Source organism: Dyadobacter beijingensis DSM 21582 (genome assembly GCF_000382205.1).
Taxonomy (GTDB): domain Bacteria; phylum Bacteroidota; class Bacteroidia; order Cytophagales; family Spirosomataceae; genus Dyadobacter; species Dyadobacter beijingensis.
The window spans coordinates 349,073-366,539 of record NZ_KB907791.1 but is presented as its reverse complement, the minus strand read 5'-3'; the positions used below and the strand labels follow the sequence as shown (position 1 = coordinate 366,539).

Genomic DNA, 17,467 nt, shown 5'->3' with positions numbered 1-17,467 from the left:
TTGAAAGCCCTCATTCCGGAAAACCTCCAACTCGACGGTCGTAATATGGCTGAGCTACTGGCGTTTGCGGGCAAATTCGCCCGCCAGATCCGCTATTGGTCGCCGGACAACACACCCGACGGCGATTGGACCTGCTTTTTCGAAAAAGACGCTACCACGCTGCTAGCAATCATCGCGGCCACCCCTCTGCAGGAAATCAGGCTCGACTACCGCCAAAGCGAGCTGGACTTTGTGCAGGCGTGCAGGCAGGAAAAACAGGCCGAAGGAAAAAGTGCTTGCGACCAGGCCATCGATCATTTATATCCGCTGGTAGATCACATTTTTGCCATCGCACAAAAGCTGTTGGATATATGCGAAAAATTCCCGCCGGATCATCCGCTCAAAGCCGAATCACAGGCGTTGATAAAAGAAAAATTGGGGATCCGGTCGCAAAATGGCGCTGTCACAAACTTCAATGCGCCCATCGGCTTGTTGATCAGCTACCACAAGACCGTCCACGCGAAGCTCGGCCGCGAGGGCAAGGTGATCGATTTGTACGCACCTTTTTTTAGGCCGACGCCCTGCGCGGAAGCGTGGGGTATCGACAGTCACGATTTTTTGAATTGCATTAATTTCCACGCTCCCTTGGAAGAAGCTGACCGCGAGCGGCTATGGAGGTTGTTCCTGATTTTTTACAAGGCGCTGAGCTGGGTAGTCGGAAAAGCCGAAAAGGCATTTCAAACAGCACTACACGGCCGCAGCGACCACCCGCCGCACATTGCCTTGTTGCTGGCCTTCCTGCAACTATTCCGCCGGTACCACCAGTCGGACATGAATAGTTTGTTGTCCAGGCACCTGCTATTCTATTACCAGGGCGTACTGCGCCTTCAGCAGCGCCGGGAGATTCCCGATAAAGTCCATATCGCGTTCGAGATCGCCCAGAATATCGAAACCTACCGCCTTCAAAAAGATACATTGCTGCTCGGCGGCCAGGATGTCAACGGTCTCGACCGTCTCTACGCGCTTGCCGACGAACTCGTAGTCAATCAGGCCAAACTCATTGAAAAACAAAACCTGTATTTCTTCCAGGGCACCGCCATTGCATTAAGGAAGGCCGACCAGAAAGACGGCATCAAAACCCCGTACGAGGCGGGACAAAAATTATGGCAGCCATTATCAGGACTTGACTTATTCCGGAAATGGCGGCGACAGACTCAAATGTTTGCCTTCAAAAAGGTCGCAGGCAAGGAAGAACTGGCATTTAGTACCAAGCTACGAAATCAGATAGAAACCATTACCGCCAATCCCGGGCTCATCATTACGTCGCCCGAGTTATGGCTCGCTGGTGGAGGCGACCGGACGATTACGATTTCGTTCGCCGCGGATGCCCCCATTGAACTGAACAAATTTTACACCGAGATTAGCACAGCCGAAGGCGTATATACGTTTCCGTTAGACTTCAACAGGCAGGAACCGACTGAGCCGGAAGTGCTGCTGGCGAACAGGAAGTTTCCGTTACGATCCACTTATGTGCACCATGATAACATCACGATCTGGAACATCCAGCTTCCCGCCGATTTTGTTTCCATTTCGTCCCCCAGGGATACGCAGGCCAACATCGGCGACGGGAATCCATTTATCACACTCCGACTGAAAGATGACAGTAACTATGATGCCGCCGCGCGCATTCATTTGTCCAAAGTCGGCATACTAACTCAAAATCAGCGTCTCCGTAACGTGAGCGTACAGCTCGGAAGTACGCCCTACGTGGCCAATGCCGACATTCCGCTTATCGGTTCTATGGCCGACGTAACTACCCTCAAATTGTATGTTACGGCTCCTGAGCTGGCTGTCAAAACCGGAAAAGCGACGCTAAACGTGCCTATCGAAGGACTGGACGGCCAGTCGAAGGAACTTACATTGACCGGAACACGGCAAAAATTGACAGCAGAGGAATTCGAAAAACCAGTGCCGTACGTCACAACCACGCCGTATCCTTTTTTTACAACCACCATCAGCATTAAAAAAGGCCCTGAGAATGCGCCTATCCAAATTTTTAAAATTGCCTCCGAAGCCATTTCGCTCGAATATATTTCCACGGAACAACAACCGCAGCTGTATTGGAGGGATTTCCTGGGCGGGTATTCGAAAGTACCCGAGCTGGATGGTTCCTTGTTCACAATCGTTCCGCTGCACCGGTTACCTGAGCTGGACAAGCCTCTGATTATGAACAAGGAAAGGGGCGCACCACTATTGGACAACCAGAATGCAGCGGCCGGACCTGCGGCCGCTGCCCCGACGCCTTCTAACACTGCCGACGGCAGCCTGCGTCTGGGTTTTGAAGCATTACAACCCGGCCAGACATTATCGCTGCTCTTCCATTTTGCCGACGGTACCGGCAACCCCGACCACATTGCGCCCGATGAAATCGTATGGGCTTATCTACGGCAAAATGAGTGGGTGCGTCTACCGCCACAATTCATCCTCATCGACGAAACACTCGGGATGCGCCAAACCGGCATTCTGCGATTACAGATTCCGTTCGATATCAACAATGGAAATACGTTAGCGCTGGGAGAAGACGGCCGGCAGGACCTGTTCTGGATCCAGGCCAGCGCAAGTGAAGATCCCGGCAACAACATCTTTGTGGACGCGCTGCCCATGCTGAAAGATATTTTTCCGCAGGCGGGCACAGCCATTTTCCTAAACCGGCAAAACGACCTCGCCCACCTACCGGATGGGTTGCCCGCGCAGACCATTACAGCGCTTCGTTTCAGGGACGCCAATGTCGTGAAGGTAGATCAGCCGTTCCAATCTTTTGACGGCCGCCTGTCGGAGAATTTCAGCCCGCTGGATTACCACCGCCGCATACACGAGCGTTTGCGGCATAAGCAACGCGCCGTCACGCTGTGGGACTATGAGCGCATGACGCTCGAACAATTTCCAAAAGTAGCACTCGCCAAGTGTATCACGCACACCCGCGATACCGACGTAACACGCCCGGGCTATGTGACGCTCGGTGTGGTACCATTCCCCAACCAGATGGTCGGCAACCGAAGATATTACCCCATTTTTAATGCAGGCGTCCTGGAAGCCATCGAACGCTTTCTCAACCGGCACAATACCTATTTTGTGAGCCACCAGGGGGGCGGAGTGAAATGCTGTGGCTCCGACGAAAGCGGTTGCGGATGCGCGCACGAGGGTGGGCTCCTGGTACGCAATGCGATTTTCGAGCCGGTGCGCTTGCAGGTATGTGTCAAATTCAGGGAGGGCAGAGATCCTTTTTTCTACAAAAAACAACTGGATACCGATCTCAAAATATTCCTGGCCCCATGGGCTACGGATTCCCGGGCACCGCTTGTTTTCGGGACCACACTATATACAGTGGAATTACTCCGTGTACTCGAAAACCTGAATTATGTAGACGTTATCATGGGACTGAAAGTCAAGCACTTCCCAAGCATGGAAATGGCCGAAATCGCAGAGGACGCGATCGCATTCGAAGTGGAGGAAAGTATTACCCCCTTTACCGCCCGCTCCATTCTGACCACCTATCTCGATGTCCTCAACGAAGACAACCCCAATACGATAGACCACGACATTCTGGTGATAGAAGGCACCGGATGCTGTGCCGATTGTGATGACGACAATTTGAAAAAAGCTAATCCATAATCCGATATGGCCACTTCCCTGACTGTTCCAAAGACGCTCAACTACCCGCCGGGCATGGACTACCAGCTGCTGCGGCGCGAAGGTATGCGCTACCTCGAAAGGCTTGGCTCGGGCATCTGGACCGATTTCAACTCCCACGACCCGGGCGTGACCATGCTGGAAGTGCTGTGCTACGCGCTCACTGACCTGGGCTATCGCACACAGATGCCGGACGCCGATTTGTTTACCCCTGTCGACAACCGGAAAGCTTTTTTCACGGCTGCCAAAATTTTACCCAATGCGCCCGTTACAGCCCTTGATTTCCGCAAAATCCTGATCGATATCGAAGGTGTAAAAAACGCGTGGCTTGAAGGCTGCGGCAAACCCACCGTGCATTTTAACTGGCTGCTCGACAGGGAAATAAACCTCCGGATACCCGACCTGAACCGGAAGGGACTGAAAGAAGAAACGTTTGACCCCATTCCGCCATTCAACCTTAAGACCTTCAAACTGACCTTAAATGTGCCGGAATCGAGCCCGCCGCAGACAAAAGAATATACGATCGAGGAGTACCTGCACACGATTTACCAACTCAACCCGGCACAGCGTAAAACTCCCGAGCTGCATTTAAGAGCAGCGATCGGCGACCAGGTCATCAAAGTAATCCTGCCTGAGCAGATCAAAAAATACTGGCTGCTTCTGCATGCCGCCCAATACCTGCACGACGCACAGAAATGGGTCAGTGTAAATGGCATTACCGACCAGCGCATTAAAATCCTGAAAGAGCTGGGAGCGGTGGCGCGTACCCTGAAATTCGTTGAATACAATGCGGACAATGCGGACACGGACATTGCCAAACGTGTAAAAGCCCTCCGGACTTCGCTCACCAAGAAAACGCTGCTGGAAGAGGTCTTGAAGGATCCCGATTTCGCGCGATATTTTTTTGCGGAGCCTGTCTGGCCCCAACTCATGGATGGTCTGTCGGTCAAGCCCACGGATTCGCCCTCGCCCTATTCTCTTTTTAAACCAAAAGGCACTTACAAGGTTTATCTGCAATTGGAAGACGGGTTTGAATATGAAAAGAATACCATTACCGAGCAAGCGCTGAAACGTTTGCATGAGAACCGGGCATTGAGCGAGGATTTTGAAGGTATCACCGTTGTAGACAAAGCCCGTGTATGCGTGCACGCACAGATCGAAATCGCGCCGGACGCCGATCCTGTGCAGGTATATGCCGATTTGCGGTATACCGTCGAAAATTTTCTGGCACCGACTGTGCCCATGTACGGGTTACAGGAAATGCTCGACCGGCATGCCGCGTTCACATTAACCGAAACATCCATCGGGCAACTGACCGAGGCGGAATTGCCGGACGAAATACTGCAAAATCTGCTGCCACTCCAGGAGCAGTTGTGGATCGGGATAGAAGCCTGGCGGAAGGCGGTCACCAATGCAGTCGGGCAGGTGGTGATGGACGATTATGAGGGCCTGCTTTACCAGCATACCAGTAAAACCTACGAATCCGATGAGGTATTCCGGGGACCGTTGCTGAGACACGGATTTATCGACGATGTAGCACTTGCAAACGCTTCCTGGCGGCGTGTGGTTTACAAATCCGACCTTTTCCAGGTGTTGTCGGCTACCAGGAATGTAGTCCGGGTGACGCGTTTGCAAATCCACAAAGCCCCGAAAAACGATGAAAATGCCGATACCGTCGAAAAAGAATGGTGCCTTTCGTTTGACTGCGACTGCCAGCCGACACTCGATCCGGAATGCTCGGAATTTAAGTTCACAGTGAATGGGCGCCCGGTCCGTTTCGATATGATGGACCAGCACGAGGCCATAGGCAAGCTGGAACAGCTTCGTGCCCAGGATGCGAAAATTGATCGTACCGGCAATATGGACCTCCCCGTCCCACGTGGTACCCAGCGCCCCGATCTGGACGAATATGTCAGTATTCAGGAAGAGTTTCCGCGTACTTATCATGTCGGCCGCGAAGGCATTGCTTCCAGCCACCCGCCCCTGCGCAAAGCGCAGGTAAAGCAAATGAAGGGGTTTCTGATGTTTTTTGACCAAATCCTGGCCAACTACCTGGCCCACCTCGCCGAAGTCCGGAATATGCTCGCAACGGATATGACCGTAGAAAAACAAGCGCTGTACCAGGCGCTCTACGACGTACCGAACGTGCAGCCGCTGCTGATGGCATTCGACGAAAGCAGTTCGTGGGAGGATTTCAAAAAAGACCCCGAAAACGGTTATCTCAAAGTGCTGCATTCGCTTACAAATGGCAGCGATACCTCCCGGCGATTGCGGCAAAACAAAATCATCGACCACTTGCTGGCGCGTTTCGGCGAACAATTTACCGATCATGCCTTGCGCCTTTTCGAGATCGAACAGCCGCTGGACGATGACGGCGAAAATGAAGGAAGCCTGGCCGATTGGCTGGAAGACAAACAGAAAATGCTGCGCAGGCTGCCCGGTCTGGGCAGGCGACGGGGCAAGGGGTTCAACTACCGCCCTGCCGCCGAGGATGACTACCGGCACTTCTGGGACTCGGATAATGAAGTGGGTTTCAAAGGCAGGGTGCTGGCCCGGATGGGCGTTGAAGATTGGCGCCGCCGCACCATTACCTGCTCTCCCCGATTTTACACAGACACCAGACTGGAAACCGGCAGCCGGTCCAAGAGATATCGCTTTGGCATAAAAAAGGATGAAAACGCATCTTCTTTCTGGTTGCTAAGCTCTGCGCTTTACAGCCGCGAGGAAAATGCCAGCCGTGCCGCCGACGATTTTTACGCCCGGGCAGCCGATATCAGTCAGTACGGGATCGTCCGGCAGGACAAGGATTATTTTGCAGGCTTTTGGAGTGGGAACGATCCCCGCACCCGCGACAATGCATTGCTGATTTCTTCGCCCAAAAACGAAATGCAGGCCAATGTGCTCCTGAGCGACATCAAAAACTACATTGCCCGCCAGTGTCAGGTGAAGAACTTTTATGTGATTGAGCACATCCTGCTGCGACCTGCGGATGAGTATTATCTTCCTTTGAAGCCGGTAGCGGATATACAAAATTTCAGTCAAGCAGACCCCTATTCATTCCGGATCACGGTGATCGTCCCCAATTGGGTGGGGCAGTTTCTGGATCCTCTCTTCGAAGAATTGGTCCGCAGCGAAGTTCCGGCGCACGTGGCCATTCATTTCGTCAGGATCGACCATAGCGAAATGCTGGCTTTCGAACCCATTTATTTTGAATGGCTGAAAGCGAAAACCGACCCGGAAACTTCCGATTTCCACTTGCGTGAAGCGACTAACATGCTGATAGAGGAACTCAACAAAAAACAGTAAACACAATGAGCACAGCAACCACACCCCAGTCCCCGATCGAAGTCTGCCTGCATGGCCACGGCATTGTTTGCGGGTTGGAGGTACATATCAATCACAATTGCGACATACACCTGACCGGCGGCACAGCCATTACGCCGTCAGGCGGCTTGATCCACATCGGGGACAAAACTTTCAGCTACTACCTCATCGAACCGTCGCCCGAGGTACAGGCATATTTCCCGCATAACACCAGGAACGAGGAGCGCATCAATCGCACCGTGCTGGAACTCTTTTCAAGTAAAGGCTACAACCCCGGAACCACCGATTCGTTGAAACAACAAAGCCCGGAAGACACACCTACACCCGATCTTCTGTCCGATAAAATACTGGTGGTTTTGTTCCGGATCAACGATCCTTCCAAACAATACTTTCTCCTGGTAAGTCCTTCACTGTTGCTGGAAAAAGGCGATAGCGACACGCTGAACAAGGTCAAAGAATTGTCAAAAAGCGATATTTCCGAGGCCCGCTCCCGGCTGCATAAACGGCCACAACGCGGCGAGCGCATCTATCCATCTGAACTGATTGACCAGGCATTCCGGCCTTACCTGCAACTTCGGGAGGTTATCGTTCCCCGATTCGGTTACAAAGAGCTGGCCATTGCGGACAGGTCACAGCCATTCGGCACGGATAATTTTGTCAATCCATTTTCCAAAATCAAAACCTTCAAAACGATTTTTGAAGAATACAAAGCCATTCTGGACGACCTGATACCCGAATTCGCGGAGGCGCTCGAAAAACTGCATGCTATTTACGGCGACCAGTTCACACACAAGGGAAAGCATTATTGGGACAAGTACCGCAAGATCCTGACGGGCAAATGGCAGGTGTTCCTGGAAAAAGGCGAACATCTGTACTACATTCAATACTATCACGACTGGCTGGCGGACCTGGTGAAAGCGTACGACGAGCTTTGTGAAGAGCTATCGGCGTTTGTCGGAAAATGTCACTGCCACAGCAAGGAAAATCAGCCGGGCGAATTTGGCCTGCTGCGGCTGGGACCGGTATTGGGCGGCAGCACCAGCTACACCCCCCTGCTGTTCCGCGACAGTTTTGAACCTCCGCTGATCGACGGGCACAATGAAGAAGATTGGAACCGGATCCGGTTTCACCACTGGCGGCTGATGATGATGATCTGGACATTCGATCTTCCGCAGCTTAAACTCGACGAGATCCTGGTCAAAAGGGGTTATCTGGAATCGGCCAAAGAGTTTGAAGACTCGACCAACTATTTTGAAAGAATGCCCCTCGGCGACCTGCCCCTGAAATTCACCCCCAGCCAGACGCCGGAAACGCCACTCGCCGGGCAGGCAATCCCCTACTACTATCCACTCGATGCCGACAGCCCTTACTCGCTGCATCAGTACTGGAATTACCGGCTGACACAAATGCACCGGACGAAACACATCCGCTCCTACAATGCCATTCCCGACAGGGATTCGTACACCGCCGTCGGGGAAAAGAAATACCACCTGGACGCCCAGTTTCCCGTTGCTTTCCATTTGCGCCAGTATCCGTTTTTACGCGCGGAAGGGCACATGGGAAAACCTGTGGGACTGGTTCAGGTACCCGGAGCGGTCCCCGCCGAATTCAAAGCGGATTTGAAGATCTGGGCCGAATTGCTCCGTCAGCAGAATCTGAGCTTGCAGGTTATAGGCATTCCGGTTTCCGAATTGCCCGATTTTGTAAGTCAGTTCGGCGATATTCCCGGCAATGCGCTCCACTGGGGCCTGGAACACATTGGCGGCCTTGCCTACGGACAAACGTTGGTACTCGTGTACACCGACACCGACGAGCAGATCGAGCTCAGTGAATGCAAAAAGGACTCGGACCCGGAGGTCGCAAAGAACACGATCATCGCTGATTTTACCATTCCTGTTTTTCTGGGAAAAACGATATAACATTGTTTCAATGGCACACCTCATCCAGCGTCTTACCGTGGAACTTGCCGCGCCCGACACCGCCACTGCCCGTCGGCGGCAGGAGGAGGTAAGTCAATGGCTGAAAGCAAGCGCCTGGCAGCTCGCATTGTCGGAGCAATTGGACCGGCTCGTTCCCGAAGAAATGGTACTGCGCATACCGCGGATCGAAATCGACATTCATGCCGGGGACGAAGCGGGTTTTCAGAAACAGATGGTTGATGCGATTTTGAATGCGGTGGGCAAATTTCAAGAAAAACAGCAGGGCAAATCATTTCACAGGCAGATTTACATCCACGAGATTGTAACTTTTTATCTTGAAAATGGCTATCTCCCGGCAGCAGCGCCTTCATTCGTCAGGTCTGAAATAAAAGGGTTTATCGAAAACCTGTCGACCGATGAAAATCCCGGGTTCTGGCAGGTTATCCGGTCAAAAGCAGGTAACAGGCCCGCTATTCTCCGTCGGCTTTACCAGTATCTTGATATGACAAACTTCCGGCAGCTGATTTGTAAAATTCTCGGCATCAACCTACTTGTGCCGCATTGGATAGCCGATTTTCAAGCACAGAAAACCGATGGAGGAATTCATCTGCACTTTGACAAAACGGTGGAAATACGTTTCTGGCAAATGATGTTTTTGCAAAAACCTGCGGACGAAACATTTGAACACCAGACCGTTTTCGAAAAATACCTGACGCAGCAAATCAATGCCGCTAACGGGTCGCCTCAGCTACCAGTACAGTCACCGGAAAAGGAAAATGACCCAAAAGAACTGACCCAAACTAGCGATGCATTTTTTATCGAAAATGCCGGGCTGGTACTACTCGCCCCTTTCCTGAGCACGCTTTTCAATGCATTGGGCTGGATAAAAGATAAAGAATGGGTTAGTAACGATTTTCAGCAGCAGGCCGTGCGGTTGCTGGCATATATGTCTCACGGGACAACCGACGGCGACGAGTTCGAATGGCCGCTGAACAAAGTGCTCTGTGGCTTGCCGCTGGACGCCGAAATTGGCCCGCCCGGCGCGCTCATGCCTGAGGTACTTACCCTGGCCGACGAGCTGTTGGCCGTAGTGATAGCGCAATGGACCGTGCTGAAAACCACCTCCGTAGCCGGACTTCGGGATCATTTTTTAGCAAGGGAAGGCAAGCTATCCCGCGATCCCGGGGGCGAGTGGCGGATGCTGGTACCGCGTCAAACCATTGATGTACTCCTGGACCGGATCCCCTGGGGGTTTTCGGTGATCAAACTGCCCTGGATGAGTAACATTTTATTCGTGGACTGGTAACTTTTTAAAAGGTATTGCTATGCTGACAGCTGTGAAGTCGCCGGTCGCTGACAAAAAGCAGGCCGCCAAAGCACCCTTCTTTCAACCCAAGCTCATCGTAAACGAGCCTGGGGACTCCTATGAGCAGGAGGCCGACGCCCTAGCCGACCGCGCTATGCGCATGCCCGACCCGACCGCCCATCACAATCAGTTCAAAAAAGTACCGGTCGCGAGTCTGCAACGGCAATGCGCTTCGTGCGAGGAGGAAAAAATACAGCGAAAAGAAAGCGAAGAGGAAGAAACGCCGGTGCAACTGAAGCCGATCAGCGAATTATCCGTCCAGCGTAAATGCGCCGAATGCAACGAAGAGGAAAAGGTGCAGCGGAAAGAGCTTGTGCAAAGAGACGACCAGGAGCCGCCGGTCGCGACGCCAGACTTGTTGCCGCCACTTTCACTTCCGCGTCCGACTTTGTTTCCCCGCGTGCAACCGGGCTATCTCGCCCCCCTGCCCGCCCCTACCCTGCAAATTGACTGGTTCGGTATCAACACGATGTTGCAGTCCAGAGGGGCGTCGCACCTCGGTCCGTACATCAGGAACGATGTGGAATTGCTTTGGCGCAGCAACTTCCGTTTTTTCCGGAACATTATGCCCGAATCCACCGCTTTATGGGCAACCAACAAATCCATTTCATTGAGTGTAGGGAATTATTTGTCGAGAGACTTTCCCACACAATCGGAACTGTTCGAACGGGGCCTGCCGTCTGGCACATTCAAGACCCCCAATATTCCAGTCTTATGGGGTTCGTTTGATCTGGGCTCAGGCACGCCACCCACGCTTTTCAGAAAAACACAATCTCCCGAAAGCCCAAAACAGAACACCGCCCCGCCCATTGTTTCGGACGTAATTTCGGGCAGTGGCCGCCCGCTCGACGCTGATACACGGCAGTTCATGGAAGCGAGGATCGGCCACAGCTTTGAGTCGGTGCAACTTCACACCGACACCCAAGCCGCCGCCTCGGCCGATTCGATCAATGCGCGCGCCTACACCTCTGGGAACCACATTGTATTCAACGAAAACCAATACCAGCCTCAAACGGATAGCGGTAAACGTCTGCTGGCGCACGAGCTCGTGCATACCATACAGCAGGATGGCGGCACCGTGAGGCGTCTTGCCGACAAGGGGGCATCCGTATGCGAGGATCCCCAGGAAACGATCAAAGCCGTAACCGGTCCGGAAAAGGTAACCGACATTCCGGGAAATAATCCATCAAAAACATACCCGCAACCCAAAGCATCTGCCCCTGCAGAACCGACGGCAGACCCAAATGCTGCCAATGCGCCGGCCGCCAAGCCGGAGGCCATCACAAATCCTGCGCAGGATGCCTCTTTCAAAACGATGCTTGTCGACACGAGGCGCGCCAAGAAAAGTCAGGGTGACCATAAAAAAGAGGATGTGATCGCCGATGAAGCCCGCCTGAATGCGGCCAATCCCGCCGGGAAAGACGCGCAAATGGGCCAAGCCGGTAAGGTGCTGGGCACCGAAGAAAAACTGGCTGCCGCGCCTGCTTTCAGCAAGGAAATGTTCAAGGCTGCTATCAAAAAGCGGGTGAACGAAGGGCTGCCCAAGAATGAAGACGACAATAAGGGATTCAAACAGGGAGGAGTGCAGTCGCTCACCAGCTCGGTTGGCCAGGAAGTAGTGAACCCCCAGGACCCTACCCTGGCCGCACTCAGGAATACTGAAAACGCTACTGCCGGTTCCGCTGGGCCCCTGTACCAGAAAGAGGTGGCCGTAACGCAACCCGAAGACCCCGGACGCAAACCCCAAATTGGTCAGTCGGAGCGGGCTGTCCCCAAACCGCTCCCGCAGAAGTTTATGAAGCTCGATGAAGAGCATGACGCCGATTCGCTCGACAAGGCTATGGACGACGAAAAGCTTGCGGAATACAATGTAAAGCTCACCAATGACCACCTTGCTTCCTCCGAAGAGCCGGAATTCAAAAAGCTGGACAGTGACGGACAAGCTACCAAAGCCTTGGAAACCAAGCAGGGAGCACAGACAGCGCTTTGCCAGATATCCGCCAAAAATCGCGAGGCCGAATATACCACCCACCAGGAAGAGGCCGATGCCGCGCAATCGTCGTTGAACAAAACGATGGCGGGCAAGTTTGGGGCGCGGAAGGATAGTTTTGAAAAACTAAATAAAAACAAGGATGACGCGAGCCGCCAGGACGAAGCTATTCTGAAAGCTTATTATGATAAAATCGCGGGCATTTACACCACCTCCAAAGAGGCTGTCGATACCAAACTGAAGGAACTGGATGCCGTTACGGAGCTATTCTCGACGGCCATGACCAAGGCCAACGATACGTTCAGCAGCCGCGTGAAGAGCCGGCTGAACGATTATTACGGCGAAGGTGTGTTCAACCTCAGTGAGGAAGACGAAGATGCTTTCGAACGCTCGGCCAAAGAAGGTATTAAAGGGCAGATACACTGGCTGAATGTACGCAGACAAATGACCACCGACCCGGTACAGATCGCCTACATCGACCAGCGAATCAGGTACCTGACAGGTAGAGGCAATGCGATCGAAACAATTCCTGAAAGAATTTTCAGGGAAGAAAAGGCGACTTTCATCGCGGCCCTAGACGAATCTCTGGACCAGATCGGGACGATAATCGAAACCACCCTCAACGCCGCAAGAGATATCATAAAAAAAGGGAAAGAGGACATTGACTGCGCATCTCATTGCGTACCAGCTCACCTGCAAGATCAGGCGCGGGAGCATACCGACGAATTCAAGGCCAAGTTTGATGACCTGGACACCGCGCTCACGGACAAACAAAAGGATATCGAAGAAAGCCTGTCGCGCGAGTATGTCAAAAACGTATCGGCGCTCAAAGAAACCTTCGAGAAAATCAGGGCGGAAGCTGCCATGCCGTGGTGGCAGAAAGCGTGGAATGCTATCAAGAAAGTCGCCACGATTCTTTACGACCTTGGCAAACTATTGCTGAATGTCCTGGCCAAAGCGGCCGGCGTGATCGGCGACATTATAGCGCACCCGCTACGGTTTATCGGTAACCTGTTTAAAGCGGTCGGAAAAGGCTTCGACATGTTTGTGGGCAGGATCGGCGAACACCTTGAAAAAATCATCCTGAGACTCGTCCTGGGCATGTTGCCGCCGGGTATCAAGCTTCCGGACACGTTTGATGCCGCGGGTATCTTTTCTCTCGCGCTGGATGTGCTCGGATTAAGCAAAGACAAGATCCGCGAAAGAGCTGTGGATAAGCTGGGCGAGCCCGTTGTTCACGCGTTGGAAGAGACCTTCGACCTGTTTATCATTTTCAAAAAAGAGGGTTTTGCCGGCTTATGGAAACACATTAAAGACCGTATCGGCGACTTGAAAGATCAGGTGATCGGGCAGGTGAAGGACTATCTGAGCGAAAGCATTATCAAGGCTGCCATCAAATATTTGCTCAGTGCGCTGACGCCGGTGTCAGGGTTTATCAAAGCCTGCGAGACGATCATCAATATGGCCATTTTCTTTATCGAAAACCTGAAAAACCTGCTTCAACTGCTGGACGCCATTCTTGACTCGTTCATTGACGTAGCACAAGGCAAAATCGAAAATGCGGCTGCCAAGGTGGAAAGTGCATTGCAGGACATCCTGCTCGTCGGGATCAAATTTCTCGCCGCTTTGATAGGTATCAAATTCGACGTGATCAGCGCCAGGATCGGCAAGCTGTTTGCCGCGATCAAAACCCCTATCGACCGCGCCATCAACTGGCTGTTCGACAAAGCCAAGGCATTTGCCGAAAAAACCGGCCTGACCGCCCTTGCCAAAAAAGGCAAAGCGGCCGTCGAAAAAGGCAAGGAACAGCTGGTAGAAAAAGGCGGGGCCGCGCTTGGAAAAATCCTCGGGTTCTTTGGGATCAAATCATTCTTCAAAGATGAAAAAGGAAATACGCACTCCGTAGCTTTTGAGGATCAGAACAACCACGCCGAACTGATCGTAAGAAGCGAACCGCTTTCAATTAAAGAATTCTTGATATTCTACAAAAAGCAATATAAAGACAGCCTTGAGAATAATGAAACCAAGACGAAGCATTTCAATAATATCGAAAATAAGCTCCTGCCTCGGCTGGAGGAAAAAATGAAGGTGGTTGGAACTCTCGATGAAAATACCCCGAAAAAGGATTTACAAGAATTACTAGGGATAAAAGGTGAAATAGCGCATTCTTTCGGATTACTGATGGATGGCAACAAAGATGTTGGCCATTCCTTCGAAAGCTACTATCTGGAAGGCACTGTTGGACAATACTCAAAAATGGCAAATTCTACGGGTGACGCAATGGAAGGCGACCATCAACCTCAGACTGCCCTGCTAAAATGGTCGGCCAAATACTTGAAAAAGAGCAAAATAGAAGACTGGATTGGCTCGGGCCACGGCGGCAATGCTTACGTTATATTACTGCACAAACGCCGACACCGAATGGGCGCTACCTATGGCAAATTTAGCCCACCCGACGAAAAGGATATCGAAGAAGCAGCCAATCTCGATTCAAGGAACAAATTAGTGCTCAACGTTTTGGAAAAAGCGTTGGAAAGTGATGCAAAAGAGATGCGAAGCGTGTATGACAAGGATCCAAAAGATGAAAAAGCTTGGGGCGACATCTGGCATGACACTGACGGAAATGATAAGGATAAGAAAGAACTTATTACCAAGATCAAAGCGAATGTAAAAGCCGGTGAGGCTACCATAAAGGCTCAACCCCTGGATAGCTTAATCAAATAAAAACATGGCTCCATCATGACAATCAATAATCCCTATGCCTAATTCATTTTCCCAGCTTCGCTCCTGGTTCAAAACGCCCGAACCTCCCGAGACCAAGGCATTGGTCCTGCGCAACCAGCATATGCACGCCGCCACCGGTTTGGCTGTTAACCTTTCACTGGGGCTAACCCACGTGCAGCAGCTGGCCGACAGTCGCTTGCAGGAATATCTTGGCAAAGGTTCATTTCAAATGCCCGATCCGCAGCTTTACGACGACGGCTCTCCCCTGTTTGTTGCGCTAAGCCACTGGGGGCTGTCGCCGAGCGAATATCTGACGCTGATGATCGCGCTTGCGCCCGCCCTTCAACCCAATTTTTACGATTTACTCATCCATAAACATTTGTCGAAAGCGGGCGAATTTCCCGAGTTCGGAGGGGTCAAAAACGCTAATACGCGGACGACATTGCCCACCGGCGACACGGTTTTGTTTTTGCTCAACGGCACCGATCTCACAGGACGTTTAACTACCTGGCAACAAATTCTTTCGCACGACAGCCGACTGATCAAACAGCAAATTATCCTGCTGGAAGACCCGAAGGATGGAGAACCCGCCACAAGCGGTCGCATTACAGTCTCAAAAGAGTACGTCGAAATGTTCCTGCTGGGCCGGGAATGGCAACCACGTTTCAGCAGCGAGTTCCCGGCCCAGCCGATCACGACGCTGCTCGATTGGGACAATCTGATCGTATCCAAAAACAATCTGGAGGAGCTTAGAATTATCCAGGACTGGCTCGAACATGAACAGACGATCAAGACCGACCCGGCTTTGTCCAGGATGATCAAACCGGGGTACCGGGCACTTTTCTATGGGCCGCCGGGGACTGGTAAAACCCTGACAGCCGCATTAGTGGGCAAACGTCACAAAAGGCCTGTTTACCGGGTAGACCTTTCGCAGATGGTTTCCAAATATATTGGCGAAACTTCAAAAATCGCCAGCAACTTGTTTGACATTGCCGAAAACAGAAACTGGATTTTGTTTTTCGACGAGGCTGATTCCTTGTTTGGGAAACGCACTTCCGTGACATCGTCAAATGACCGTTATGCCAACCAGGACGTCTCTTACCTGCTCCAGCGCGTCGAAGATTATAATGGATTGATAATCCTGGCTTCCAATTATAAGCATAATATCGACAATGCGTTTATGCGGCGTTTTCAATCCGTTATTCATTTTTCGATGCCCGATGCGCAGGAAAGACTGACGCTTTGGCAACAGACAAAGCCCGAGGTTGTAAAAATAGCCGATGATATATCTTTTGAAGAACTGGCACAGAAGTTTGAATTAAGCGGCGCATCTATTCTTAATGTAATGTATATTAGTACGATACGTGGACTGGCTGATGAGCAAAAAATCACACGCGCCATGCTTATCGAGGAGATCCGTAAAGAGCTGGCAAAAGAAAATAAAACTATCTGAAGATGTGTATCCCCCTATATGACCCCACGACGGCCTCGGATCGGCATCCGCGCCAATGTCGAGGTTGCTGAGCGGGTGACCCGGCCTTCAACTTAATCGCGCGGCTGGTCATGCTCCACCTGGTCATTCAAGCTTTCACGGTATTGTACCGGAGACATGTTCGTCTTGTTCTTAAATAGCTTATGAAAGGACTGCGGATATTCAAAGCCAATCTGATAAGCAATTTCGCTGACCTGTAAGTTCGTGGTCGCCAGTAGCTGTTTAGCCTTGTCGATCACGCGAGCCTGTATATGCTGCTGGGCGGTTTGTCCTGACACCGTCCTTAGCATATCGCTGAGATAATCGGCGGACACGTTCAACTCCCTGGCGACCTGTTGTACGGTCGGCAACCCTTTCTGCGATTCCAGAAATGTGTTAAGCACCACTTCCAATCGGATCAGGATCTCGTCGTTGGCCACTTTTCGCGTGATAAACTGACGGGCGTAGAACCTGCTGCTATATTGCAGCAAAAGCTCAATGTGGGAGATCATCACTTCGTGGCTGAATTGATCGATGCTGCTTTGGTATTCCGCCTCTATGCTGGCAAACAGGCCCTTGATCTTCACCTCTTCCTGCTCGGACAGATGAAGGGCTTCGTGGAGCTCGTAGGAGAAAAAGCCAAAATTCCGAATTTTGGCAGCCAGCGAGGTGCCTGCAATGAAATCCTGGTGAAACATCAGCGTCATGCCACCCGGCGGCTTGGATCCCGGGTCCAATTTCATCAGCAGCTGGTTCGGGGAAATAAAGGCCATCATCCCTTCGTCGAAATCGTAATGGCGATGGCCGTACTTCAACCTGCCGTCATAGTCCGTTTTGATGGATATGCAGTAGAAATTGAGGGTAAAATGTTGCAGATCGACCAGTCTGGCGTAATCGGCATTTTCATGCCCGAATACGCTGATCAGCGGATGTTTAGGCTTAGGCAATCCGAGCAGCCGGTGCTGCTCGGATATGGAATTGATGAGGTATGGCTTGTTCACTGA

Annotated in this window: 7 protein-coding genes; 6 read left to right on the top strand and 1 reads right to left on the bottom strand. The window is 51.9% G+C overall.

All coding sequences use genetic code 11. From position 1 onward, the window contains the following. Genes H144_RS0127675 through H144_RS0127650 form a run of 6 tightly spaced genes read left to right on the top strand, consistent with a single transcriptional unit; the run spans nt 1 to nt 16,445 of the window. On the top strand, nt 1-3,651 hold the full coding sequence (locus H144_RS0127675) for a baseplate J/gp47 family protein (protein ID WP_157505201.1): 3,651 nt from the start codon (nt 1-3) through the stop codon (nt 3,649-3,651). A gap of 6 nt (nt 3,652-3,657) precedes the next feature. Further along, nucleotides 3,658-6,975 (top strand): hypothetical protein, encoded by a 3,318-nt coding sequence (locus tag H144_RS0127670; RefSeq protein ID WP_019945376.1) that lies wholly within the window; start codon nt 3,658-3,660, stop codon nt 6,973-6,975. A 5-nt stretch (nt 6,976-6,980) separates the two neighbouring features. Beyond that, nucleotides 6,981-8,912 carry a hypothetical protein gene (locus H144_RS0127665; RefSeq protein WP_157505200.1) on the top strand — a complete coding sequence of 644 codons (1,932 nt, stop codon included), beginning with the start codon at nt 6,981-6,983 and terminating at the stop codon, nt 8,910-8,912. Between the two features lie 10 nt (nt 8,913-8,922). Then, nucleotides 8,923-10,218, top strand: a complete 1,296-nt coding sequence (locus H144_RS0127660; RefSeq protein WP_019945374.1) for a contractile injection system tape measure protein — start codon at nt 8,923-8,925, stop codon at nt 10,216-10,218. A 19-nt stretch (nt 10,219-10,237) separates the two neighbouring features. Further along, on the top strand, nt 10,238-14,992 hold the full coding sequence (locus tag H144_RS0127655; protein WP_020647655.1) for an eCIS core domain-containing protein: 4,755 nt from the start codon (nt 10,238-10,240) through the stop codon (nt 14,990-14,992). A gap of 34 nt (nt 14,993-15,026) precedes the next feature. Next, nucleotides 15,027-16,445, top strand: coding sequence for an ATP-binding protein (locus H144_RS0127650; RefSeq protein WP_019945373.1), 1,419 nt, complete (start codon nt 15,027-15,029; stop codon nt 16,443-16,445). 92 nt (nt 16,446-16,537) lie between these two features. On the opposite strand, the gene H144_RS0127645 is transcribed toward H144_RS0127650, so the two are convergent. Further along, entirely contained in the window at nt 16,538-17,464 is a 927-nt protein-coding gene (locus H144_RS0127645; RefSeq protein WP_019945372.1) for a helix-turn-helix domain-containing protein, read from the bottom strand. Nucleotides 17,465-17,467: the final 3 nt, after the last annotated feature.